Annotated in this window: 22 protein-coding genes; 9 read left to right on the top strand and 13 right to left on the bottom strand. The window is 61.0% G+C overall.

The window, feature by feature from the left end:
- Positions 1 to 11: 11 nt before the first annotated feature.
- From groL to EDE05_RS05015, 7 genes are all read left to right on the top strand, one after another.
- A complete protein-coding gene (groL, locus tag EDE05_RS05050) occupies positions 12 to 1,640 on the top strand; it encodes a chaperonin GroEL (protein WP_105370193.1) in 1,629 nt (542 codons plus the stop codon).
- A gap of 354 nt (positions 1,641 to 1,994) precedes the next feature.
- Positions 1,995 to 2,567, top strand: a complete 573-nt coding sequence (locus EDE05_RS05040; RefSeq protein WP_245422720.1) for a GXWXG domain-containing protein — start codon at positions 1,995 to 1,997, stop codon at positions 2,565 to 2,567.
- A gap of 149 nt (positions 2,568 to 2,716) precedes the next feature.
- Positions 2,717 to 3,055 (top strand): hypothetical protein, encoded by a 339-nt coding sequence (locus EDE05_RS05035; RefSeq protein ID WP_105370190.1) that lies wholly within the window; start codon positions 2,717 to 2,719, stop codon positions 3,053 to 3,055.
- A gap of 231 nt (positions 3,056 to 3,286) precedes the next feature.
- On the top strand, positions 3,287 to 4,198 hold the full coding sequence (locus EDE05_RS05030; RefSeq protein ID WP_112801183.1) for an ABC transporter substrate-binding protein: 912 nt from the start codon (positions 3,287 to 3,289) through the stop codon (positions 4,196 to 4,198).
- Between the two features lie 83 nt (positions 4,199 to 4,281).
- Positions 4,282 to 5,448, top strand: coding sequence for an ABC transporter permease (locus EDE05_RS05025; protein WP_112801185.1), 1,167 nt, complete (start codon positions 4,282 to 4,284; stop codon positions 5,446 to 5,448).
- Positions 5,445 to 6,383, top strand: a complete 939-nt coding sequence (locus tag EDE05_RS05020) for an ABC transporter ATP-binding protein (RefSeq protein ID WP_112801187.1) — start codon at positions 5,445 to 5,447, stop codon at positions 6,381 to 6,383. Before EDE05_RS05025 ends, EDE05_RS05020 begins: the two co-directional genes overlap by 4 nt.
- Positions 6,380 to 7,123, top strand: a complete 744-nt coding sequence (locus EDE05_RS05015) for an ABC transporter permease (protein ID WP_132408939.1) — start codon at positions 6,380 to 6,382, stop codon at positions 7,121 to 7,123. Before EDE05_RS05020 ends, EDE05_RS05015 begins: the two co-directional genes overlap by 4 nt.
- 26 nt (positions 7,124 to 7,149) lie before the next feature.
- Here EDE05_RS05015 and EDE05_RS05010 read toward each other — a convergent pair whose 3' ends face one another.
- The 10 genes from EDE05_RS05010 to murA all read right to left on the bottom strand — a co-directional run bounded on the left by EDE05_RS05010 (position 7,150) and on the right by murA (position 18,647).
- Entirely contained in the window at positions 7,150 to 8,070 is a 921-nt protein-coding gene (locus EDE05_RS05010) for a DMT family transporter (protein WP_132408937.1), read from the bottom strand.
- Between the two features lie 44 nt (positions 8,071 to 8,114).
- Positions 8,115 to 9,230, bottom strand: coding sequence for an anhydro-N-acetylmuramic acid kinase (locus EDE05_RS05005; protein WP_112801193.1), 1,116 nt, complete (start codon positions 9,228 to 9,230; stop codon positions 8,115 to 8,117).
- An 11-nt stretch (positions 9,231 to 9,241) separates the two neighbouring features.
- Positions 9,242 to 10,267 carry a serine hydrolase gene (locus tag EDE05_RS05000; RefSeq protein ID WP_112801195.1) on the bottom strand — a complete coding sequence of 342 codons (1,026 nt, stop codon included), beginning with the start codon at positions 10,265 to 10,267 and terminating at the stop codon, positions 9,242 to 9,244.
- Positions 10,268 to 10,276: 9 nt separating this feature from the next.
- On the bottom strand, positions 10,277 to 12,022 hold the full coding sequence (locus EDE05_RS04995) for an ABC transporter ATP-binding protein (protein ID WP_112801198.1): 1,746 nt from the start codon (positions 12,020 to 12,022) through the stop codon (positions 10,277 to 10,279).
- Positions 12,019 to 12,852 (bottom strand): ABC transporter permease, encoded by an 834-nt coding sequence (locus tag EDE05_RS04990; protein ID WP_112801200.1) that lies wholly within the window; start codon positions 12,850 to 12,852, stop codon positions 12,019 to 12,021. The genes EDE05_RS04995 and EDE05_RS04990 overlap by 4 nt, the downstream gene beginning before the upstream one ends.
- The gene (locus EDE05_RS04985) at positions 12,852 to 13,814 is read right to left on the bottom strand and encodes an ABC transporter permease (RefSeq protein WP_112801202.1); all 963 of its coding nucleotides are present in this window, start codon (positions 13,812 to 13,814) and stop codon (positions 12,852 to 12,854) included. The genes EDE05_RS04990 and EDE05_RS04985 overlap by 1 nt, the downstream gene beginning before the upstream one ends.
- Before the next feature lie 33 nt (positions 13,815 to 13,847).
- Entirely contained in the window at positions 13,848 to 15,362 is a 1,515-nt protein-coding gene (locus tag EDE05_RS04980; RefSeq protein WP_112801204.1) for an ABC transporter substrate-binding protein, read from the bottom strand.
- A gap of 75 nt (positions 15,363 to 15,437) precedes the next feature.
- On the bottom strand, positions 15,438 to 16,361 hold the full coding sequence (murQ, locus tag EDE05_RS04975; protein WP_112801311.1) for an N-acetylmuramic acid 6-phosphate etherase: 924 nt from the start codon (positions 16,359 to 16,361) through the stop codon (positions 15,438 to 15,440).
- A 148-nt stretch (positions 16,362 to 16,509) separates the two neighbouring features.
- Complete coding sequence (locus EDE05_RS04970; protein WP_112801206.1) at positions 16,510 to 17,394, bottom strand: N-acetylglucosamine kinase; 885 nt, start codon at positions 17,392 to 17,394, stop codon at positions 16,510 to 16,512.
- Positions 17,391 to 18,647, bottom strand: a complete 1,257-nt coding sequence (gene murA / locus EDE05_RS04965; RefSeq protein WP_105370176.1) for a UDP-N-acetylglucosamine 1-carboxyvinyltransferase — start codon at positions 18,645 to 18,647, stop codon at positions 17,391 to 17,393. The genes EDE05_RS04970 and murA overlap by 4 nt, the downstream gene beginning before the upstream one ends.
- 145 nt (positions 18,648 to 18,792) lie before the next feature.
- Here murA and EDE05_RS04960 point away from each other — a divergent pair, with 145 nt between their 5' ends.
- Positions 18,793 to 19,644, top strand: coding sequence for a MurR/RpiR family transcriptional regulator (locus EDE05_RS04960; RefSeq protein ID WP_112801208.1), 852 nt, complete (start codon positions 18,793 to 18,795; stop codon positions 19,642 to 19,644).
- Positions 19,645 to 19,658: 14 nt separating this feature from the next.
- Here the strand turns inward: EDE05_RS04960 and EDE05_RS04955 are convergent, their stop codons facing one another.
- The 3 genes from EDE05_RS04955 to EDE05_RS04945 form a co-directional block, all read right to left on the bottom strand.
- Positions 19,659 to 20,309, bottom strand: coding sequence for a class I SAM-dependent methyltransferase (locus EDE05_RS04955; RefSeq protein WP_112801210.1), 651 nt, complete (start codon positions 20,307 to 20,309; stop codon positions 19,659 to 19,661).
- Between the two features lie 90 nt (positions 20,310 to 20,399).
- Positions 20,400 to 21,020: a 2-dehydro-3-deoxy-6-phosphogalactonate aldolase gene (locus tag EDE05_RS04950; protein WP_132408935.1), complete on the bottom strand. Its 621-nt coding sequence runs from the start codon at positions 21,018 to 21,020 to the stop codon at positions 20,400 to 20,402.
- Between the two features lie 11 nt (positions 21,021 to 21,031).
- The gene (locus EDE05_RS04945; protein WP_112801214.1) at positions 21,032 to 21,973 is read right to left on the bottom strand and encodes a 2-dehydro-3-deoxygalactonokinase; all 942 of its coding nucleotides are present in this window, start codon (positions 21,971 to 21,973) and stop codon (positions 21,032 to 21,034) included.
- Between the two features lie 203 nt (positions 21,974 to 22,176).
- On the opposite strand from EDE05_RS04945, the gene msrA reads away from it, so the two are divergent.
- Positions 22,177 to 22,710, top strand: a complete 534-nt coding sequence (gene msrA, locus EDE05_RS04940; RefSeq protein ID WP_112801216.1) for a peptide-methionine (S)-S-oxide reductase MsrA — start codon at positions 22,177 to 22,179, stop codon at positions 22,708 to 22,710.
- Positions 22,711 to 22,862: the final 152 nt, after the last annotated feature.

Here is a 22,862-nt window from a genome sequence, read left to right as displayed (position 1 = left end):
GGAGTGAAAAAATGGCTGCAAAAGAAGTCAAATTCCATACCGATGCCCGTGAGCGGATGTTGCGCGGCGTCGATGTTCTCGCCAATGCGGTCAAGGTGACGCTCGGCCCGAAAGGGCGCAATGTCGTCATCGACAAGTCCTTCGGTGCGCCGCGCATTACCAAGGACGGCGTCTCCGTCGCCAAGGAAATTGAACTGGAGGACAAGTTCGAGAATATGGGTGCGCAGATGCTGCGCGAGGTGGCATCGAAGACCAACGACCTTGCCGGCGACGGCACCACGACCGCAACGGTTCTCGCCCAGGCCATCGTCAAAGAAGGTGCCAAGGCGGTTGCGTCCGGCATGAACCCGATGGATCTGAAGCGCGGCATCGACCTTGCTGTCGACGCTGTCGTGAAAGAATTGAAGGCCAACGCCCGCAAAATCTCCAACAATTCGGAAATCGCCCAGGTCGGCACTATTTCCGCCAACGGCGACACCGAAATCGGCCGCTATCTCGCAGAAGCGATGGATAAAGTCGGCAATGAGGGCGTGATCACGGTTGAAGAAGCCAAGACCGCCGAGACCGAACTCGAAGTGGTCGAAGGCATGCAGTTCGACCGAGGTTATCTCTCGCCCTATTTCGTGACCAACCAGGACAAGATGCGGGTCGAACTCGAAGACCCCTATATTCTGATCCACGAAAAGAAGCTCTCCAACCTGCAGTCGATGCTGCCGGTTCTCGAAGCCGTCGTGCAGTCCGGCAAGCCGCTTCTCATTATTGCCGAAGACGTGGAAGGTGAGGCGCTGGCAACGCTCGTTGTCAACAAGCTGCGCGGTGGCCTCAAGGTCGCGGCCGTCAAGGCCCCGGGCTTCGGCGACCGTCGCAAGGCCATGCTCGAAGACATCGCCATCCTCACGGGCGGCACTGTCATCTCTGAAGACCTCGGCATCAAGCTCGAGAATGTTACCCTCAACATGCTCGGCCGCTCCAAGAAGGTCTCGATCGAAAAGGAGAACACGACTATCATCGATGGTGCCGGCTCCAAGGCTGAAATCGACGGCCGGACGGCCCAGATCCGCGCGCAGATCGAGGAAACCACTTCGGATTACGACCGCGAGAAGCTCCAGGAGCGCCTCGCCAAGCTCGCCGGCGGCGTTGCGGTTATCCGCGTCGGCGGTTCGACCGAAGTCGAAGTGAAGGAAAAGAAGGACCGCGTTGACGACGCTCTGCATGCCACCCGGGCGGCCGTCGAGGAAGGTATCCTTCCGGGCGGTGGCGTCGCACTGCTGCGCGCTATCAAGACCTTGGACAATGTTCAGACCTCCAACGCAGATCAGCGCGTCGGGGTCGATATCGTCCGTCGTGCGATCGAGGCTCCGGTCCGCCAGATCGCCGAAAATGCCGGCGCCGAAGGGTCGATCATCGTCGGCAAGCTGCGGGAGAACTCCGAATTCTCCTACGGCTGGAACGCGCAGACGAACGAATTCGGCGATCTCTATTCCATGGGCGTGATCGATCCCGCCAAGGTCGTTCGAGCCGCCCTCCAGGATGCCGCGTCCGTTGCCGGTCTTCTGGTGACGACCGAAGCCATGATCGCCGAAAAGCCCAAAAAGGAAGCCGCTGCGCCAGCAATGCCGGCTGGTGGAATGGACTTCTAACCGCCGCGAAATCCGGCCCGCCTCTAACGCAGAGACGGGCCTTTTCTATGCCGCTTAGCTGGCGGCGATCCTCCGCTATAGTCCTTCCTCTCCGCCTCCATCAGGAACATCGCTCCGCCTGAAGGGTTGGAAGCGCATGGCGGCATAGGCCGCGATCAGGGATGGAGAGATTTCGATGGAGAACAAGCGCCCGAAAGCGAACACACCGGCGAACCCGGATGCTGTGCCTGAAGGCACGCCCAACGCAGCGGAAAACATCTGTCGGCGATGCTCCGGCACCGGTAGGATAGCAGCAGGGCAGTGCCCGGAATGCGGCGGAACAGGGAAAGTTCTTACTGCGGTCGGAGGCGCGGGTTGATCCCACCGCCGATCATGCATCGGGACCTGGCACTTCCTCAGGCGTCGTCAGAAGCCGCTTTTGCCTTTTTCGACCAGCTCGACCCCGTGTCGCCGGAGGCGCTTGTCGGGTTATGGCGCGGACAATCGCTTCCGACGGGGCACCGGCTGGATGGAGTTCTGGACAATCTGGGCTGGTATGGAAAGCGTTTCAACGCCGACTTGCGTGCCGACCCGTTGCTGTTTGCGAGTGGTCATCGAAGACTGGCGCCGCTCGACCCCGGAGCGCTTCCTATGAGGCTCGTTCTTCAACTCGCTGCGCATTTCGGCCGCACACGGATGGCCCGTAACGGGTTTACCCACCTGCAACGAGCACTGCGGGCGCGAGGCCCTGTCGCGTCTTTGAAGTCTCTGCATTACAGAGGCAAGACAAGTGCGGCAATGGTTTATGATCGACAGCCGATTGTTGATCATCTTCGCGGGATCGACGACGATCGACTGATGGGGGTGATGGAAATACAGGGCAATGGTGGCGGGTATTTCTTTCTTCTCACCCGCGCCTCCGCTTGGCTCGGTCCTCAAGATTCATAGCTGCAATGCCAAACCGCAGAAAATCAGGAGCTTCAACAACGGAGGAACTTGGGGGTTTAACATTAATAGTTAATATCAAGTGATATTGCGGGTTTTAATACCTATGATAGAAGTATTTCTGCCCGATTCTGGGTAGAGGGGATATTCATTTGACTAAGTTTATCTACGCCGCCGCGGGAGCTTTCGTGGCCATTTTCGTTTCGGCTGGTGCATCCAGCGCCGAGGATCTGATTTTCACGCTGACGAACAAGACGAAGGGTACACTGGAGCGCTTCTATACGTCGCCGGTTGGCGTCGGAGATTGGGAAGAGGATGTGTTCGGTGAGGACGTGCTCGGACCAGGCGAGAGCATAAAAGTGACCATCGGCGACGGCCGCGATGTCTGCAAGTATGACATGCGCTTCGAGTTCACCGAAGACTCCGGCTTCGAAGATCTTGAGGATACTCAGGACCTCTGCGCGATGGGCTCCTATACCATTCACCAATAAGTCTCTGTTGGTCTTCGTCGAGCCCCGTCAGGAATGGCGGGGTTTTTGCACGTCTTGGATATGGTGCTGCGCCCTTTGTCGTTATGCTTTTCGGCGAAGGACGGAAAAATTAGCGATCCGGCTGGATTCGGAACTCGTAGAGTGCAAAGCTCACCCTACATAGGGGAAGCTCTCACTTGTTTCGGCTCTAACTTTCGCGGGGATGCCCCGCTGTTCGGAGGAAATTCAGTCATGTCCCTGAAAAAGCAGTTGCTGGGTATCGCGTTCGCGCTGGGCGTTTCGGCTACTATGGCGCATTCCCAGGTCGTGGTTTCCTCGAAGATCGACACCGAAGGCGGAGTGCTCGGCAATATTATCCTCGCCGTGTTGAAAACCAACAAAATCGAGGCCACCGATCGCATTCAGCTAGGTGCGACCCCGGTCGTCCGCAAGGCGATCGCCGCCGGCGAGATCGACATCTATCCGGAATATACCGGCAATGGTGCCTTCTTCTTCGAAAAGGCCGAGGATCCTGCCTGGAAGGACCCGAAAAAAGCTTATGAAACGGTCAAGAAGCTCGATTACGACGCCAACAAGATCGTCTGGCTTGCACCGTCGCCGGCAAACAACACATGGGCCATTGCAGTCCGCAAGGACGTGGCCGACGCAAACAAGCTGAAGACGCTCAGCGATTTCGGCAAGTACGTTGCCGGTGGCGGCAAGATCGTATTGGCGGCCTCTTCCGAATTCGTGAACTCGGCTGCGGCGCTGCCCTCGTTCCAGACGACTTACGGCTTCAAGCTGAAGTCCGACCAGCTCATTACCCTATCCGGTGGCGACACGGCCGCTACGATTGCGGCGGCGGCCAATCAGACGAGCGGCGCAAACGCGGCAATGGTCTACGGAACCGATGGCGGTATTGCGCCCTCCGGACTTGTGGTTCTCGAAGACGACAAGGGCGTGCAGCCCGTCTATCAGCCAGCACCTATCATCCGCGAGGAGGTGTTGAAGAAAAACCCGAACATCGAAGCGCTGCTGAAGCCGGTTTTCGAGAAGCTCGATCTCGTCACGCTGCAGGATCTCAATGGTCGCGTGCAGGTGGGCGGCGAGCCGGCCAAGGCGGTCGCCGAGGATTTCCTGAAGAAGAACGGCTTCTTGAAATAGTTTCGTCCACAGGTTTTCATGGGACATAAGCCGGACGCTTCCCGAGTGTCCGGCTTTTTCATCGGATCAGGGGCGGGGGCGGTTTGAGAATTCAGCTCGACAAACTCGGCATCGTCATTGCTCTTCTTGCGGCTTATGGGACGCTTGGGGCTTCCTTCGCCGTGTCGAAGCCGAACCGCATCGTGCAGGGGCAGGCGAAACCGATCCTGGATGCGCTTCCGGCCTGGGCGGCCTGGGTTCTGTTGGTGCTGTTGTTTGCCGCCGCGGTCGTGGCACTGCTGCGGACATCCGCCTGGGTCAAACTGGTCGCGGCGGCCGCAATGCTTCTAGCGCTTGCGCTTGCCATGGGTTTGACAGGGCACTTCCTCACACCAGCGGGCAACACCTACGCTCGCGTGTCTCCCGCCTCAGGTTTCTGGATCCTTCTTTTCGCCTTCGCGCTGCTGGCCGCCGATGCGATCACGCGGCTGAAGCCGCCGCCATGGATGCGGGTGCTGTTTCTGATATTGGCAGGTGCCGGTGTCGGAGGTCTCCTGTTTTCGGGAAGCTGGGACGGGCTTTCGATCATGAAGGAATACGCAGGCAGGGCCGATGTCTTTTGGGTCGAAGCAGGCAAACATGTGACTCTGGCGCTCGGGTCGCTTTTGGCGGCTGTGGCGGTCGGCCTGCCGCTGGGCATCCTCTGTCACCGGGTCGAGCCGCTGCGGTCAAGCGTTCTGAACGCGTTGAATATCATACAGACAATCCCATCCATTGCGCTTTTCGGCATTCTCATCGCGCCGCTTGGATGGGTCGCCGCGACGGTTCCGGGTGCTGCGGCGCTCGGCATCCGGGGCATCGGGGCAGCGCCCGCATTCGTTGCGCTCTTCCTCTATTCGTTGTTACCGGTTGTCGCCAACACGGTCATCGGACTTTCAGGCGTTCCGAAAGACGCGGTCGATGCGGCGCGCGGGATTGGGATGACGAACCGGCAACGGCTCTTCAAGATCGAGTTTCCGCTTGCGCTGCCGGTGATTCTCACCGGGATCCGCATCGTGCTCGTCCAGAATATCGGTCTTGCAACGATCGCGGCCTTGATCGGCGGCGGGGGTTTTGGCGTTTTCGTCTTTCAGGGCATCGGTCAGACGGCGATGGATCTCGTGTTGCTCGGTGCCGTGCCGACCGTGGCGCTCTCCTTTGCAGCCGCCGTAATACTGGATGCACTTATCGAGCTCAATTCGCGGGCCGTAAACGGAGCGAGGTCGGCATGATCGAAATCGACGCCATCACCAAACAATATGACGGCGTTGCCGTTGTCGACGACGTTTCCATGGTGATCGAACCGCGCACGATCACGGTCGTCGTCGGTACGTCCGGTTCGGGAAAAACGACGCTGCTGCGCATGATCAATCGGCTGGTGGAGCCGAGTTCGGGAGCGATCAGGCTGGATGGCGAAGACAACCGGTCCATCGCCGGTTACGAACTTCGCAGGCGGATCGGCTACGCCATCCAGGGGCATGGGCTGTTTCCCCATCGCACCGTAGCGCAGAACATTGCGACTGTGCCAATTCTGCTGGGTTGGGAAAGGCGGCGGATCGATCTGAAGGTCGCGGAACTGCTCACCCTCTTTCAGCTTGAACCGGAAATCTATGGGCCGCGTTACCCGCATGAACTTTCCGGCGGCCAACAGCAGCGGGTGGGAGTGGCGCGGGCCTTGGCGGCAGAACCCAATGTGCTCCTGATGGACGAACCATTCGGCGCCCTCGATCCGATCATCCGCGCCAAGGCGCAGGAGGATCTGCTGGCGATCCAGAAGCATTTTGGCACGACTATCGTGCTCGTGACCCATGACATGAACGAGGCCTTCCACCTCGCCGACAAGATCGCCGTGATGGATCAGGGAAAGGTCGTTCAATACGGACCGCCGGCCGAGCTTGTGCAGACACCGGCGACATCTTTCGTGGAAACCCTGATCGGCGAGACGGAGCGGCCATTCCGTCTGCTTTCGATATCAAGGGCCGGAATGGCCGTAGAGCCGGGTGAGGCGGCTGGCGAGCCAATTCGGGAAGACAGGACACAGCAGGAGGCGCTGGCCGACCTTCTCTGGAGCGGAAGAACGGCGTTGCCGGTGGTTTCTGTCACCGGCATGCCGATGGGACGGGTGACCCTGGACGCGCTTCTCAAGCGGGCAGCGAGGCCGCTATGAAGGCTTGGCTGCCGACCGCATTGCGGGCAATGCTGCTTCTCCTGCTGATCGCCTTTCTGCTCTTCCCGGAAAGCTTCGAGCCATTGTTCAAGTCTCTGGTGCAGCCGAATGCGCCGGCCATTTACAACCAGGGCAGCCTGCTCAACCTGACGCTCTTGCACCTGGAGATCGTATTTTTCGCCACGCTGATTGCCACGATCATCGCCGTGCTTTTGGCGATCCTTGTTACCCGGCCTTTCGGAAGCGAGTTTCTGCCTTTGTCCCGAAGCCTCGTGAATATCGGTCAGACGTTTCCGCCGGTTGCGGTGCTGGCGCTGGCCGTGCCGGCGGTGGGTTTCGGGGAAAAGCCGACCCTGATCGCACTTTTTCTGTATGGTCTCCTGCCGATTTTCGAGAACACGCTTACGGCGCTCACCAATCTGCCCCGGTCGGTAATGGAGGCGGCACGCGGCTCCGGCATGACGGGTTTCCAGCGGCTGCTGCAGATCGAATTGCCGCTGTCCTTGCCGGTGATTGTCGGCGGCATCCGCCTCTCGGTCGTCATCAGCCTGTCGACCGCGACGATCGGCTCGACGGTCGCGGCAAAAACACTCGGCGAGGTCATCATCGCCGGACTGCAGTCCAATAACCTGGCGTTCATATTGCAGGGGGGCCTGATCGTCGGAGCTTTGGCCGTCCTGATTTATGACGGTTTGTCGGCCGTGGAAGCCGTGCTGGCGCGCCGGGCCGGTGTTCGATGATGTCGAGATGCGGTTATCTGTAAAACCTAGCCATGGCTAGAATCCGTCGGAACGACCGCTTCGGTGTCCTGTTTGACGTTGCCGCGGTGAAAGATGAACAGGCCCGCAAAAACGATGATGCCGGCACCTATCCAGGTCTGGGTGTCCGGCAGGTCGCCGAAGAAGACCCAGCCGAGAATGACCGCCCATAGCAGGAGCGTATATTGCAGCGGCGCAAGGACGGACGCCGGGGCAAGCTTCAGCGAGCGGGTGATGAGCAGGTGCGCGATGCAGGCCACGATGCCCAGCAGGAGCAGCGCCAGCAGTTCGGCCAGGTTGAACGGGCTCCAGTTGCCGACGCTGAGAAAAATCCCGGCGATGAGGCCCGCCAGCGTTTGCCAGGTCACCAGTGTAGCATCGGAGGTGGCACGCAGCCTGCGGTTCAGCACCAGCGTCAGGGCGAACGAGAAGCTACCGATCAACCCGAAGATGGATGGCCATGCCAGCATTTCGGACGAAGGCCGCAGCGCGATCACCACGCCGGCAAAACCGATCAGGACCGCAAGCCAGCGCCGCCATCCGATCCGCTCTCCCAGCAGAAAATGAGAAAGTGCAGCAACGTATATCGGACCGGCCATATAAAAGGTCATCACGTCGGCGAGCGGCAGGTAGATGACGGCTGCGTAGAAAAGGGCGAGGTCTCCGGTGGCGAAAAGGACGCGCATGATCTGCAGCGCCGGCCGCTCGACCTTGTAGAGTGCTGAAATCGGCTGGCGGGCGATCATCGGGCCGAGGACGAAGAAGGCGCCGAGCGAGCGGATGACCAGAACCTGGCCGACGGAAAAACTCGCAACCAGCCATTTGCCCATGGCATCGTTCAGCGAGAACATGAAATCGCCGAGCAGCATGAGCAGGACGCCGAGAAGCACCGCATTGCCGGCAAGGGCCGAAGACACTCTTTTCTGCATGTTGTTCGAGTGCTCCCGACTCAGGATTGTATTCTATGCTTGGCTTACCCGGCCAGCCTGCCGCCCTGCAAGGGGCGGGGGGCGCCTGTCGTGGTCGGAAAGCTGATCGGAAGGCCGCGCAAAACGCGGACGGCGAGAAATGCAAAGCATTCGGCCTCGACCGCATCGCCACGCCAGCCGAACTGATCTGCGGATGCTGCAATGACGCCAGCTCTGTTCTCAATCATGCTCATGATCGTCGGATTGTGGCGGCCGCCGCCGCTCACGATCAGCCTTTTCGGCCGGCGGGGCAAAAGATCGAGAGCCTTGCCCACCGCGGACGCCGTAAACGCGGACAGGGTTGCAGCGCCATCGGCCGGATCGAGGCCATCGGCCATGGCCGCGGTAAAGTCGAACCGATCGAGAGACTTCGGATAGGGGGCTGTCAGGTAGGGATGTTGCAGGAGACGGGCAAGCCGCTCTTCGTCGACCTTGCCGGATGCACCCAGCGCACCGTCGCGATCCATTTCACCCAAGCCCTGCCCCTTGATGAAATCGTTGAGCGGGGCGTTTGCCGGGCCGGTGTCGAAGGCGATGACCGTGTCGCCGCCATCCCACCATGTGACGTTTGCGACCCCGCCAAGATTGAGTACGGCCGTATCCCCGCTCGTGTCTACGCTGCGCAGCAAGGCGGCATGATACGCGGCGGCAAGAGGCGCGCCCTGGCCGCCGGCGCGGACGTCGGCAGAGCGGAAGTCGTAAGCGACCCGGGTGCCGAGCATGGAAGCCATGAGCTCTCCATCGCCGAGCTGACGTGTATCGCCCAGCCGCGTGCTGGTCGGCGCGCGATGCAGCACCGTCTGTCCGTGAAAGCCGATGATGCCAATATCCGCCATGCCGAGGCCTTCGCTCTCGACGAGGTCTTTCACGGCTTTCGACTGGGCTCGCGTCAGGGCTTCCTCCGCCTCGCGGAAAATTGCCGGCTCCGGCCCCTCGAAGTTCCAGGCGCGCGCCTGACGGAGGGTATCTTCGAGCAGAGCGCGGATTTCCGGAGGGTAGGGGGCGAGCGTGTAGGCACCGAAGGTGTCGATCGTTTCGCCGTCCGTCTTTAGGAGCGCCACGTCGATATTGCCGTCCAGAACGGTTCCGGTCATCAGGCCGACGGCCCAGATAGGCTCCATGATCGAGATCCTCAGGGTTGGTTGATAAGGTCGCCCACCGTCTGCCGCAGCTGAACGATGCCGCTGTCGGCGTGGCGGGTCGGATGGACGCGATTGGTAAGCAATGTCCAGGCGCGGCCCCGGTGGAAATCGATCCAGAGCCCGGTACCGGTGAACCCCGTATGCCCGATAGTGCCGGGGCTGCAAGCGTGGCCGCCCGACCAGTTTTGATAGGGATGTTCCCAGCCGTGGGTCCGCTTGTCCGAGAGCGGCGTCCGCATCAACGCGATCGAGTGCTTCGAGGCGCCGGTGCCATCAAGCAAACCCTCGGCGAAATCGAGAACGGAATTGACCGTGCCGAACAGGCCCGCGTGGGCGGAGCCCTGGAGAGCGGCGCAATTTTCGTCATGCACTTCGCCGGAGAGTACACGCTGCCGCCAGGTGCAGTTTTCCGTCGCCGCCGATATGTCGGGCTTGGCAGAAAACGCAAAACCCTGACCTGGGTCGAGATCGCGGATGCGTTTGCCGGTCAGCCGCTCCAGTGCAAAGCCAAGCAGAATGAAGTTGACGTCGGAATAGACGGGCGGGCCGTGGCGCCATTCGCGCTGCAGGACGAAGGCGCGCAAGAGCTCCGGATCGCTGCCATAGGTATAGATCGGTTCCACCGCCGGGAAGGGTGTCTGGTGCCCTAGGCATTGACGGAACGTCACCTTCCGCTCCCAGGCGTCGACATTGTACTGGCGCAGGTCCGGAAGGGCCGTGGCCAGCGGCGCGTCGAGATTGATCATGCCTTGCTCGGCAAGCTCAAGAATGCGGGGCGTGGTGAATATGACCTTGGTCAGGGATGCCAGATCGAACCAGGTTTCGGGATCCATGGGGCGGGCTGCAGGAACGATCTGCGCCGAACCTATGGCACGTGTCGCCCGGCCACGCTTTAGGTCGACGATGCCGAGTACGCCACCCGGAATGCGACCATCCGCAACGGCATTTTCGAGCGGCACGAAGGCACGATCGAAGGTGTCCCGCAGTTCGGCATCGGCGCCTATTTGGTCGTCCATTGTTCCACCTCAAGCTTCCGCCCGTGCCCGGTGATCCGGCCCGAAGCTCCGCCATTGCGTCGCCGGTGGCTCGAAACCAGGCGGCCGGACAAGCGACGGCACCTGCCGTGTGTCGAGTTCGAAATGCTGGTTGCGGCGATCGATGCTCGGCACAGCGGAGATGAGTCGCTTTGTATAGGAGTGCTGCGGATTGGAAAGCACGGAAGCGGCATCACCGATCTCGACGATCTCCCCGGCATAGAGCACCGCAATGCGATGGGCGATCCGCTCGACCACCGCCATGTCGTGCGACACGAAGAGATAGGCTAGCCCGTATTCCCGCTGCAAATCCACGAGCAGTTCCAGTACCTTTGCCTGCACGGAAACATCGAGCGCGGAGACCGCCTCGTCAAGAACGACGATCGATGGATTGAGCATGAGTGCGCGCGCAATGCAGAGGCGCTGCCGCTGGCCGCCCGAGAACTGGTGCGGATAGCGTTCAAGACAGTTTTCCGGCAGGCCGACGCGCTTCAGCAACGCGGCCATCCGGGCGCGTGTCTCCCCGGTTACCCGTTCACCGGCGGCGATGACCGGTTCGGCGAGGATGCTGTCGATGCGAAGCCGGGGATTGAGCGAGGCGTAGGGGTTCTGGAATACCATCTGCACGCTCGGATCGGTCGCGTCGGCAATCCTGCCGGAATGTGTCGAGAAGCCGCCGTGGGTCGGGCGGACGAGGCCGAGGATGGCGCGTGCCGTGGTGGACTTGCCCGAACCGCTTTCGCCGACGATCGCCAGCGTTTCGCGGGGCATCAGATCGAAATCGACATTTTCCACGGCGTGGACGGCGCCGGGAGAGCGCCGGAACACGCTGCCGGCCACCTTGAAACGTACAGTCAAGCCATCGACCTTGAGGGCGGGCTTTGCTTCTTCGATCTGGCCTCGAACATAATCCGAGCGTGCAGCCCTGCCGGATTCAAAATGCGGCACCGCGCTGAGCAGGTGCCGGGTATAAGGATGCTGCGGCCGGTCGAGGACATCGCCCAGCACACCCTGTTCGACCGCTTCTCCGGCCTGCATCACCATAACCTTGTCCGCGATACCTGCAACGAGCCCGATATCGTGGGTGATGAAGATCATCGCCGTCCCGGTTTCGCGTTTCAACTCTCCAAGCAGCGCCATGATCTGCGCCTGAACGGTCACGTCGAGTGCGGTGGTCGGCTCATCGGCGATCAGCAGACGCGGATTGCAGGCAAGCGCCGTCGCGATCATCACCCGCTGAAGCATGCCGCCGGAGAGCTGGTTCGGCGTATATTTGAGCCGCCGTGCGGCATCGGGAATGCGCACGCGGTCGAGCGCGTCTTTTGCCGCTGCAGTTGCCTGCCTGCCGGTCAGGCCGCGATGGAGCCGGAAGGATTCCTCGATTTGGCGGCCGATCGTGAGCACCGGATTGAGCGAGGTCATCGGCTCCTGAAAAATCATGCCGATTTCCGACCCTCGGATTTTCTCGAGTACGGGTTCGGCCGCCTCGGCGAGGTCGAGGACGCTGTCGTCGGTTCGGGTAAGATTGACGGCGCCGCTGATGATCTTGCCGCCGCCGAAATCGACCAGGCGATTGATGGAGAGCGCAGTGACCGACTTTCCGGATCCGCTTTCGCCCACGACCGCCAGGGTCTCTCCGGCCTGAAGGTCGAAGCTCACGCCCCGCACGACCTCGTTTTCCAGAGGGTTCCGGCCAAAGCCGACGCGTAAGTTCGAGACGGAAAGAAGGGGTGTCATGCGGCGGACCTGCGTGTCCTGGGATCGAGAATGTCGCGCAACGCATCGCCGAGCAGGTTGAAGCCCAGGATGCTGATCATGATCGCCAGCGCTGGGAAGATCAGCAGCCATGGCGCAGTTTCCATCAGATTGCGGCTGTCAGCAAGCATGAGGCCGAGCGACGAGGCGGGCGGCTGGGTTCCGAGGCCGAGAAAGGACAGGCCCGCTTCCGTCAGCAGCGACCATGCGAGCGCCAGGGTGACCTGCACCGTCAGCGGCGCGATGAGATTAAGCAGCAGGTGGCGGGTCAGGATATAGCTGCGGCTGCTGCCGAAGGTACGGGCGGCGTCCACGAATTCTCGGCCCTTGATGGAAAGCGCCGGGCCGCGGACCACGCGAGTAAAAATTGGCGTATAGACGATCGCGATTGCCGCAATGCTTGTCCAGGTGCCCGGACCGGCAATCGCGATAATGAGCAGCGCAAGCAGGATAGCCGGGAAGGCGAGCAGCACATCCATGATCCGCATGACGAGGCCGTCCCAGGCCTTGCCGAACCAGGCGGCAGTCAAACCAAGAACCGTGCCGGCGAACGTCGCGAGCGTCACCGAACAGAACCCGACGAAGAAGGATTGGCCCACCCCCTTCATCAGGCGGCTCGCGACATCGCGCCCGAACAGATCGGTGCCCATCCAGTAGATCGTATTCGGGGCATGCAGCCGGTCGATGCGGTACTGCTGCAGCGGATTGTGCGGGGTGATGTCTAACATGCCGAGCAACGCGACGACGACATAGATCACGACGATCGTGCCGCCGATCCTGCCGCTCGGATGGGAAAAGATTGCACGCAACATCAGCCGCCTTCTCCAAGACGGATGCGTGGGTCGAGCGCGACATAAACGAGATCGACGATCAGGTTGACCACCATGAAGTTGAAGGCAATGAAGAGCACGCAACCCTGCACCAGCGCATAGTCGCGCTGCAGGATCGCATCGAGCACCAGCCGGCCGAGGCCGGGGAGGGCGTAGATCTGCTCCACCAGCACGGCGCCGCCGAGCAGGTAACCGAATTCGACACCGCTCAGCGTGACGACCGGGATCAAGGCGTTCGGCAGCGCATGCCGCCAGATGACGCTGCGTTTCGGAACACCCTTGCTGCGGGCGGTGCGGACATAGTCGTCGGAGAGCACGTCCAGCATGGCAGAGCGCGAGATACGGGTGACGGAGGCCGCAAAGGCAAAGCCGAGCGTCAGCGCCGGCAGGATCATCTGTCCGAGATTACGCAAGGGATCGGCCAGCAGCGGCGTGAATTCGCCCATGGTCGGCAGAATGCCGAAGCCGGCCGACAAGGTGTAGATGATCAGCAATCCGACGACGAAATTGGGCGTTGACTGCCCGATCATCGCAAAGATACGCACCCCGAGATCGGACATCCGTTCGTTGCGCGTGGCTGCAAAAACGCCGGCCGGCAAGCCGACGAGAAGTGCCACGCACATCGACATTAGGGCGAGTTGCAGGGTGAGCGGAAAACGTTCCAGAATGACGCCGAGCACCGGCTTTCCATAGGTAACCGAGATGCCGAGATCGCCGCGGAAAACGCCGAGCAGCCAGTGCCAGTACTGCACGGCAATCGGCTGGTCGATACCGAAATAGTTTGCCAGCGCCTCTCTCTGGGCCGGCGTCAGAAGGCCCGCTTCGGTGCCGAGCATTGCGGTGATCGCATCACCCGGCACCATGCGGATCGCCACGAAGACGAGAACGGAAACCCCGAGCATAACGAGCGGGAAGGTCGATAGCCGTCGCGTCAGGTAACTCATGAGCTAGCCAGCCTCCGTCCGTTCAGTTCAGCGTCATTGCTGAACCGTGACCTTGCTCAGGCCGAACAGGGAACCCTCCGGCGTCGGAATAAACCCTTGAACGTTCTTCTGCTGGGCGGTGTAGCTGTAAGACGTATAGAGCCAGACCCACGGCGACATTTCGACCAGATGTTTTTCGAAATCGGCAAAAATCGCCTTGCGTTTGGCGGGGTCGGTTTCTTCGCGCCCCTTCTGCATCTGACCGTCCAGGGTGTCGTCGATGTAGTTCGCGACCTTCTGCAGGTTGCCCGCTTTCGTCCAATACCTGTTGTACATGGAGTAAGGATCGGCGCGCCCGCCATTCAGTGCAACGGCCATGTCGAAGTCGCCCTTGAGCCAGGCATCGACATAGACGTTCAGCTCCATCATCTTGATGTCGAGCTTGACGCCGATTTCGGCGAGTTGCGACTGGATCACCTGCGCTTCGGAGGCAGCTGTGGCCGGTTCGCCGTTGGCGGCGATCACGGTTGCGGAAAAGCCGTCAGGATAGCCGGCGTCGGCCATCAGTTTCTTGGCCTTTTCCACATCGCGCTTATAGCAGAAGAGCTGGCTGGCATCGCTGGTATAGCCGGGCATGGTGAGCGGACCCGTCACCTTGCCTTCGCCGACCGAAGCGGTATCGAGGACGTCCTGCCGGTCTATCGCGCAGGAGATGGCCTGACGAACGCCGAGTTCGTTCATCGGCTTGCGTGAGGCGTTCAATTGCAGAACGTGGTAGGCCAGCACCGGCGTGCGGTTGAGCGTCAGGTTGGTTTCCTTCGGAACCAGCGTTGCCACCAGCGGGTCGTTCAGGAGCGCGAAGTCGATCTGCTTCGTCCGCAGCGATGCGAGGATCGCCGTTTCGTCGGGAAGCACGCTGATGTCGATCACGTCGACGCCGACCCTGCCGCCCGCCCAATCCTTGTTGGCGCTCAGCACCTCCTTCGAGTTAGGATCCCATTTCTCCAATTTGAATGGCCCGGAACCGAGCGCCTTCGTACCGACCGATCCAGCGGCGATCTCGCTTGCCGGAACGATCGCAGCGTTGATGCTTGCCATCGCCGTCAAAAGAGGCACGTCGGGTTGCGACAATTTAAAGACGACGGTCGTCTGGTCCGGGGTTTCGATCGACGCGATGGAACGGAAATTGGCCCGCGCCGCGGCGGCGGTCTTTTCGTCCAGGACGCGCTCGAAGGAAGCCTTCACATCCGCCGGTGTGACGGGCTTGCCGTCCTGGAACTTGGCGTTCGGATTGAGCTTGAATGTCAGTTGCTTGCCGCCGTCGGAGAATTCCCAGGAGGACGCGATTGCCGGAACGATCTTCAGGTCCTTGTCCAGGCGCACAAGCGGTTCGTAGATCAGTTCGAGCAGCCGGATCGACGAAAAGGCGGTCTGTTTGTGGGGATCGAGGCCGGTCGCGTCCTGGGACCATGCCATCCGGAGCGTCGCGGACGACGCGGGCGAGGCGACACCGAGCGTTGCAGCGATTGCGAGACCGGATATCAACCGCATTGAAAAATGTCTTCCCATTTCATTCTCCCTCTGAGATTTGGTTTGCCTTGCCGGCCCGACCGTAGCAAGCGGCAAAACCGTTCTTCCGCAGCTTCACGCTGTCTTTCCACTTATAGCCTTGCGAAGGAAGCCTCCGGCACCCTCAAGCGCCGCCCGTGCGCTACCGACATCCATTCCCGTGAGCTGGATGAGGATTGCGAGCTTCACGTCGTTCTCCGTCAGGTCGAGCACCTCTCTTGCCTCGTCCGGCGAACAGCCCGTCGCCTGCATGACGATGCGGGCGGCGCGCGCCACGAGCTTCTGGTTGCTGGCGTGCAGATCGACCATAAGGTTCTGATAGGTCTTGCCGATCCGGATCATGCTGGCGGTGGTCAGCATGTTGAGGATCAGTTTTTGCGCCGTGCCTGATTTCAGCCTCGTCGAGCCGGTCAGGATTTCAGGGCCGACGACCGGCGAAATGGCGATATCGGCAATGGCCGCAATTGCCGAATTGGGATTGCAGGATAGGGCGACGGTCCTGGCTCCAAGCGTCTTCGCATAGGTCAGCGCGCCGATCACATAAGGCGTGCGGCCGCTGACGGCGATGCCGACGACCACATCATCTGCCGTCAGCCCGATATCCGCGAGAGCCTGGCGGCCTTGGTCCGGATCATCCTCGGCCCCCTCGATCGCATGCATCAGCGCCTCGGTACCGCCGGCTATCAGTCCCACCACCATGCCATCCGGCACGCTGAAGGTCGGCGGGCATTCGGATGCGTCAAGTACGCCCAATCGGCCGCTGGTGCCGGCGCCGATATAGACAAGGCGGGCGCCCTTTCGGAAAGCCCTGACGATGTCGTCCACCGCCTCGGCGATTTGCGGGATGACCTTTTCGACAGCCGAGGGAACACCCTTGTCCTCCTCGTTGATGGACCGGAGAACCTCCACGGTCGGGAACAGATCGATCTCCATGGAGCGGGGATTGCGGTCTTCCGAGACCAGCCCTTCCAACTCGGATATCAGCTCAGCGTCCGTCATGTTGCTGCCTTCGACATCGGCGGATGACTTGTCTCTGTCCACCGTTAACCTTGGTTAAGGAGTAGGATTGTTCATTCTCTCTGTCAATCAAAAATGGAATATAATATTCCTAATTTGATCCCAATCTGCCTCTCCCGCCGGCCCTTGTTCAACCGCTGTGGGCGGCCCTGCGCGAGAGAATGATTGCGCCCGACACGGCATCGCCATCTGCCGGCTTCAGCCGACGGCGGACGTCCGGGGCAAGCCACGCCTCAAGCGGGCTCGACAGGCCACCAAGCAGCGTGACGCGCGGCGCGCCGAGTTCGAAAAGGGTGCGGACCAGCGTGTCGATCTGCTCTGCCGCCGCCTGGACTATTCGGCGGCCGGCTGAATCGCCCTGATCGGCATGGCGCATGACCATTGGCGCCAGTGCGGCATAGTCGGTGGCGGTTGCACGATCCATCCAGGCGACCGCCTCCATGGGGTCGCCCTTGAAGCGCTGCATGACTTCCCCGAGCAGGGCAGTTTTCTCAAGCCGCCCGTCATGGGCGCGCAATGCGAGCTGGATCGCCTTCAGCCCGAGGTCGGCACCGCTGCCCTCATCGGAGATGGGAAAGCCGTAGCCGCCGACGCGAAGGTTCCTTCCCTCCACGACACCCAACCCGATCGAGCCGGTGCCGGCAATGACGATTGCGCCGTCGCGGCCGGAATGTGCGCCGAGGCAGGCGCCCATGCCGTCGCTGGTAAATTCCAGGCTTGCAAACGGATGCGGGATTGCCTTCAGGGCCTCCAGCGCGCCCTTGCGGCCTATGCCGGCAAGGCCGATGCCGACATGGGTGCGGGCGACTTCATCCGGACCAAGTCCGGCCTCGTCGAACGCAGCATTGAAGGCGCGCGATATGGAGGCCCACGCCTCCTCGATGCCGAGGCGGGTGGTGGCGGGGCCTGAAAGCCCCTGTCCCAGCACCGCGCCGGATCCGTCCTCGATGCGCGCCCGGCAACCCGTGCCGCCGCCGTCGACGCCCAGGAAATAGTGTTCGCCAGATGCCGTCATTCGCTGAACCGTTCGATATCCGCGCCGCAAAGGCGCAGTTTCCGGTCGAGCTGCTCATAACCGCGATCGAGATGGTAGACCCGGTTGACGATGGTTTCGCCCGCCGACACAAGTCCTGCCAAGACGAGCGAAACCGATGCGCGAAGATCGGTCGCCATTACTTGGGCGCCCTTTAAGGGGGCGCCGCCCCGTACCAGTGCCGTGGTGCCCTGAAGCGAAATATTGGCTCCGAGCCGCATCAGTTCCGGAACGTGCATGAACCGGCTTTCAAAAACCGTTTCGCGGATCAGGGACGCGCCGTCGGCGCAGGCGGCAAGCGCCATGAATTGGGCCTGCAGGTCGGTCGGGAAACCGGGATAGGGCTCCGTGGTGATGTCAGCGGCTTCCAGCGGTCCGTCGCGCGACACGACAAGGCCACGGTCGCTCGGCCAGACACTGACGCCCATGGCCTCCAGTACCTGAACGACCGAAGCCATGTTTTCCAGCCTTGCATTGATCAGTTCCAGCGAACCGCCGGTAATGGCTGCTGCCACCGCATAAGTTCCCGCCTCGATGCGATCTGGAATGCCGTGATGTTTCGCCGGCAGCCAAGTCGTCGGCCCTTCGATGAGCACCCGATGGGTGCCTGCCCCTTCGATGCGTGCGCCCATCGCGCCGAGGCAGGCGGCAAGATCGGCAACCTCGGGCTCGCGAGCGGCATTGAGGATCTCCGTCTCGCCCTTTGCCGATGTTGCGGCCATCATCGCCGTCTCGGTCGCGCCGACGGACGGTGAAGGCAAAACGACGCGCCCGCCTTTGAGGCCATTGGGAGCGGAGGCGACGATAAGCCCACCTTCGATGCGGATCTCGGCGCCGAGTGCGGCCAGAACCTTGATATGCATATCGACGGGGCGAGCGCCGATGGCGCAGCCACCGGGCAGTGACACGCGCGCATGGCCGAAGCGGGCAAGGAGCGGCGCCAGCACGAGAACAGTAGCCCGCATCCTGCGAACGGTATCGTAGGAGGTTTCTTTCGAGACGATGGACTTGGCATCGATCACTGTGGAATGAGACGATCGCGTCACCTCGGCGCCATGCAAACCGATGACGCCCAGCATATTCTCCACGTCGCTGACCTGAGGCAGATTGGTGAGCTCGACCGGGTGGTGGCTCAACAGTGCTGCTGCGATCTGGGGAAGTGCGGCATTCTTGGCACCGGCAATGGTGACGGCGCCCTGAAGCTTATGGCCGCCGATAATTCGCAATCTGTCCATGATGAAACTGCCGAAGGAGTGCTAGGGACTCTTCCCTCCAATAAAAGTAAACGCCCTGTCCTCCGAGTCAACGCTCTGGAATTTTTTATTCCGACTTTTCTCTGGTAGTGTGATATGCGGGCACAGAGACGCGACGGAAAGGCCAATGTCAGTCCTACGAAAGATCAACGCACAGCTCGAGGATATGGCGCCAGCGGATCGCCAGATCGGACAATTCATTCTGGATAACCCGGACCAGATGCTGAAGCTGTCATCGGCGGCGCTGGCAGCGGAAACGGGCCGCAGCCAATCCAGCGTCGTCAAATTCAGCCAGAAACTTGGTTTTGCGGGCTATCAGGAGCTGAAACTTGCCGTCAGCAAGGCGAAGGCCCAAGAGTGGCATGCACCTCCCGGCATGATTCACGGTTCGATCGAGGTTGGAGACGGCTATCTCACGATCCTGCAGAAGCTGATCAGCAGCAAGATGCTCGCCATGCAGCAGACGCTCGCGGTCAATGGTGAGCAGGAGATCGAGAGGGCTTTGACGGCTTTAAACGACGCGCGCCGTATTCACATGGCTGGCGTTGGAGCCTCGTCGCTGGTTGCCCGCGACTTCTCCTATAAGCTGATGAAGCTCGGCCGCAACGTGTTGCATGACAGCGACAGCCACGTGCAGATGGCGAATGCCTCCACGCTGAACACCGCTGACGTCCTTTTCGCGCTTTCTTATTCCGGTGCGAGCATTGAGACACTGAGGATTGCCGAACTGGCGCGCGAGCGGGGCGCCACCGTCATTGCGGTCACCGGCCTTAACGGCGGGCCGCTAACGCAGGTCGCCAATATCCGGCTTTACACCGTCGCCGACGAGGAGAGAGTGCGTTCGTCGTCCATCACGGCCCGCGATGCCCAGCTGATGCTGACGGACCTTCTTTTCATTCTCCTCATGCAGCGCCAGCCGGATGCCAACGATTATGTCCACAACAGCGAGACCGCCGTTTCGGTCTTGAAGGCTAGGTAGAAATCTTCGTTCAGTCAGTCGTTCACGCGGTGCTTCAGCCGCATGACCTTGAAGAAACCGTTCGGAAAGGTGCGGCGGATATCCGCGACCTCGAAATTGCCTCGCCGTTCGGCCCATTCGGAGATCCGCGAAATCCGGAAAGCCGAACTCCAGCCGACCTTGTGAACGAGCGGCGCTACGGCCTCCTCTATTGCGCCCTGGATGCCGCGCCCATCGCCCAGCTTGCTGGCAATGATGATCTCACCGCCTGGCCTCAACACGCGAGCGCACTCATCCATCGCCCGCTCGGGATCTGGAATAAGGGTGACGACGAAGGGGAGGCAGACGGCGTCGAAGGAGCGATCGGCGAAGTCGAGCCGATGGGCATCCATCACATGCAGTGCGATCACATGCTCCAGCCGATCGTGAGCGACTTTCTCTCGGGCTTTGGCAATCATGTGTTCGGAAAGATCAACGCCTGTCACCCGACACTGCTTGGGGTAGTAGGGCAACATGAGGCCGGTGCCGACGCCGACTTCCAGAATATCGCGCCCCGCTTCGGCTGCCAGTTTCGCAACCGTCCGATGGCTGTCGCGCAGGAGCCCGCGATAGACGCGATCGTAAACCGGAGCCCAGCGTTCATAGACCTTTCGCTGGTGCTCCACATTGTTCTGAATCTCTGGCAAGAGCGCCCCCGTCGATAGCTCGTCACGTTCCGTGAACTCTCGATGGGGATGATAGTTCCCGCAGATCGCTGTTTTACGACGGCGCGACGCTCACGCTGCGCGCATGGCTTCGACAAACTTCCTCGCTCTTTCGCCGATGGTCGCGAGATCCATTCCGGGCTTGTAAAGAGAGGAGCCGATGCCGAAGCCAGCCGCACCGGCCTGGCTGTAAGCCGTCATGTTTTCACGCGTCACGCCCCCGACGGCAAGGACAGGAATTTCCTTGGGGAGGACAGCCTTCCAGGCCTTGATGACAAAGGGTGGTATCGCTTCGGCGGGAAAGGCTTTGACACCCGTTGCACCCGCCTCGATCGCTGCGAAGGCTTCGGTCGGAGTGGCAACACCCGGCAGGCTCACCATGTCCGCTGCGCGCGTCGCCCTGATGACTTCTGGATTGGCATTCGGCGAGATAATGACCCTGGATCCGGTAGCGGCCACATCGGCGACCTGGGAAGGCGTCAGCACCGTGCCTGCGCCGATGATTGCCTGATCTCCGAAACGTTTCACCAGTTTCTCTATGCTTTTCAACGGTTCCGGCGAGTTGAGCGGCACTTCGATGATACGCCAGCCTGCGGCGATCAACGTTTCGCCCACCGCCTCGACTTCCGCAGGCGTGATGCCGCGCAGGATGGCGACGAGGTTGCAGGCCTTGAGTGCTTCTTCAAATTTCATGTCGAAACTCCTTAAATGCTTTGGTGCTTTGCCGCTTCGGCAGCAATCAAGAGAATGCCGCGTTTGGCCGCGTTTTCCGGGCCGGGCTCGACAGTCAGATCAAAGAGCGGTGCGACACGGCCATAACGGTTGTTCAGGATATTGTTGCCAACGATGCCGATTGTATCGCCGGTTCGAAACCATCCGGTGGCCCGGGCCTGGCGGAACTCGGAGCCGATGACGAGGCCGGAAACGTAGTCGAGAATATCCTCCGGCTTCAGCTTTCCGTCGAGTATGCCGGTGCGGGCGCTGAAGATTACCGAGAGGAATGCGTCGGCACCGGCCGCGGCACTTGCGGCAAATTCGGCGCCTTTGTCGAAGGCGCTCCAATTGGTGTCGCTGCCGGGCTGCGGCTCAAGGGCCTTGGCGATGAACGAATGTTTCGTGAGAAGCGCAAAGATCTCGCCCGTTGCATAGGTCTGAAAGCTGGCGATCCGGCCGGACGCGATGCGCGCCCATTTGCTATGGGTGCCTGGCAGGACCAGCGTCCTGTCCTTCTCCAGGCCGAACCCGACAATCTGGGTTTCTTCACCGCGCATGACATCCGGGAAAGGCTGTGCGGCCGGGTTGCGCATGCCTGGCAGGAAGGTAATGACGGCGCCGTTTTCGAGCACCTTCTTGCGAGTTCCGGCCGCGAGTTCTGCGATGCCGGCCGGCGTATCGACATATGGCACTTCGATCCAGCCGTTGCGGCTGGTGATCATGCCGGTCGCAAGGACCGGGAGAGGTCCATGGGCGGAAAACCATTCACCGACGGTGCGCATGAGAGCCGCTTCGAAGGCACCGTCCTTGACGAACTGAATTCCGCCTTCGGAACTTTCACGGATATCAAGGGTCTCGCCGGCTTCCGAGACAAGCATGGCACGCAGCGAACTCGTGCCCCAGTCCAGGATGATCGAGGTCGGTTGGGGCATGGTTATGTCGTTCCTCCGGATGGATTTTCGGCCTTTTCGATAGCCCGCCGCCCGGCGTCCTGTCGAGGGGTGATCTGGAATTAGTATGATAATTGCAAGCCGTAGCCGAATGATCGATCCGTTGGCCATGTGCGGCAACGCATCATTGAATTTCTCGGCCGCATCGCCATTTTAGGTGCAAATCCAAACCGAAGGAGGAAAGCATGGCGACGACTACCGAACGGGCCGTCCTGGCAGGCGGTTGCTTCTGGGGCATGCAGGATCTCATCCGGCGTCTGCCGGGGGTAATCTCCACTCGTGTCGGCTATAGCGGCGGCGACGTGCCGAACGCGACCTACCGCAATCACGGCACCCATGCCGAAGCGATCGAGATCATCTTCGATCCGGCCAAGACCAGCTACCGCGATATCCTGGAATTCTTCTTCCAGATCCATGATCCGTCGACGAAGAACCGCCAGGGCAACGATATCGGCATGAGCTATCGCTCAGCCATCTACTACGAAAACGACGAACAGAAGCGTGTCGCCGAAGACACGATCGCCGATGTCAACGCATCGGGCTTGTGGCCGGGCAAGGTGGTGACGGAAGTGGAGCCGGTCGGTGATTTCTGGCAGGCTGAACCGGAGCATCAGGACTATCTGGAGCGCTATCCGAATGGCTATACCTGCCATTTCCCGCGTCCGAACTGGAAGCTCCCAAAGCGCGGCGAGAGCGCCAAGGTCGCTGCTGCCGAATAACCTGTCTCAATTCATGAATCGGAGGCGCTGCCATTTCAGAATGGCAGCGCCTTTTTTGTTGTGCGCCCAGCATGGGCGCATTCTTGTGGGTGCAAGTCCCACCGTGAGCTGGTCACAGCAAGCGAAGAGAAGCGCAACTGCGTGAGGGTGAC

Source organism: Neorhizobium sp. R1-B (assembly GCF_004368875.1).
Classification (GTDB): Bacteria; Pseudomonadota; Alphaproteobacteria; order Rhizobiales; family Rhizobiaceae; genus Neorhizobium; species Neorhizobium huautlense.
This window is presented reverse-complemented; position numbering and strand designations above follow the sequence as displayed.